1 protein-coding gene is annotated in these 1,878 nt (G+C 44.5%); it reads left to right on the top strand.

The window, feature by feature from the left end; all coding sequences use genetic code 11:
- Window positions 1-38 precede the first annotated feature (38 nt).
- Window positions 39-1,878: YSIRK-type signal peptide-containing protein (locus tag HMPREF3168_RS08225; protein WP_148129888.1), on the top strand; the 1,840-nt coding region annotated here is incomplete at its 3' end.

The raw sequence follows: 1,878 nt of genomic DNA, 5'->3' as shown, positions 1-1,878 counted from the left end.
TTAAATCAGTTATGTTTTAGAAAGGAAAGTTACAAGCAATGATGCTAAGAAAGAAAAGTAAGATGTTCGTTGACAGTGCTGATCAAACACCACACTACAGCTTGAGAAAGCTGTCCGTTGGTGTAGCGTCAGTTCTGCTTTCAACCACGTTGTGGATGGGTGCTAATGGCTCTGTAGCGCATGCTGATACGATTAACGACACAACTGTTGCCGGAAAAGTTGAGGATAAGTTAGATCCATCAGAGACGCATAAGGATCAAACGCAAGCTCAGACTGCCGAGTCAACTAGCCAAGCTTCCGTAGCAAGTGCTGAAAAGCAGGACGGGGAAGCTCAAGCAGCAGTGGCTGATGTAAATCAGGCTGAAAACAAGCAAGCACAAGAAGGCGACAGCGCCAATGCTGAAGCGCAAACGACAACTGCAAACGATGCACAAGCTGACGTGGCAAAGCAAGAACCTGCTGCTCAAAGTCAGCAAACTGCTCCGCAAGCTCAAGTTTCAGCCCCAGCGTCAGCGGAAGAACAAGCTTCAACTGCTGAACAAACTGCTGGTCAAGCTTCTGCTGCAGCGACTGAAGGTCAAACGAATAGTTCTGCAAATGCCGGTGCAGCCATTGACGCCACTACTAAAGCAAAGAAGGATTCGGCAAATCCTGAAGCAAACAGCTCTGATGCTGCGACGGAAGGCGCCAAGAACGAATCAACTACCCTTGACGTAAGCCAAGCCTTTAAGACGTCTACTGTGGCAACGGTCACCAAGAAGATGGTTATGTCAAGTCTGGCTGACTCTATCAGTGAGAATAAAACGAAGTTGGCGAAAGCAAATGCAGACACTACAGCCGTTCCTGGCTTTTCAGTAACGGATCCAGAATATCCCAGTGAAATGTATCGCGATCCAAATCCGGAACATTATTCATTCCTCTGGGTTGGCCAGACAGGTAATGGCTACCAAACTGTAATTTCAACTAATAGGAATGGGAATGGCCAAATTCACGTCTTTGAATTGGATCGGCGCAACACCGTCCTCAATTCATTTGATTTGGATAAAAATCAAAACCGCACGTCCAAATGGACGGGAGTCACATACTTTAACGACGAATACGCCGGACTGGTTAGAGGCGGCTTACAAAAATTGGTACTAAAATATGAGGTTTCAGGTGGCAAGAGTGATTATCCATATAATGCGATCAGTTTTATTGTGCCGCGGCTGAATACTCAAGTAACCTCATATCAAGATGAAGATGGTAATGACATCATTGATAACAACGGGGAAAAGATCGAATCGGTTGTCCAGCGAGGCTTAGACGGCCAAAAGTATACAACTACTGATACGAAAGTCATCGATGGTTATTATGCTATAGCGCCGTCTAATGCTCAGGGAACAATGTCACCTTATGGTAAGATTGGCAGCAAGTATGAAAAGAATTGGCACGATGGCTACATTGCCGAATTTACGCAAATCAACAATGCCGGTGATATGTCTGTTCAGATGTATCGTGAAGACCGACAAGGCAACAGAACTCCTGTCAACTTGCCGATCATTATTAAACCTGGAGATAGTGACATATATTCAGGCGTGGGCAATATCTATTTGAGAAGTATTTACGTTCCACAGACAACTGATATTAGGTATGTATATAAAAAGTTAGGGAATACTGTCCTTGTTGATGAGGATAATAATCCATTTAAGGGGAACACACCAACCCAATATCCTAATGATCCTAATGACCCGACTAAAGCCGGAAAGGTTGTTATTCCTCAATACGAAGGATATACACCAAAGATTAATGGTGTACCTGTAGGTCCAGATGGCTTCATTCCAACTGATCCAGGTGAAGATACTATAGTTGTCTACGATGCCGACGCTCAAAAGGCAAAGG

The organism is Lactobacillus sp. HMSC08B12, assembly GCF_001808415.1.
In the GTDB taxonomy this organism is placed as follows: Bacteria; Bacillota; Bacilli; order Lactobacillales; family Lactobacillaceae; genus Lactobacillus; species Lactobacillus delbrueckii.
This window is presented reverse-complemented; position numbering and strand designations above follow the sequence as displayed.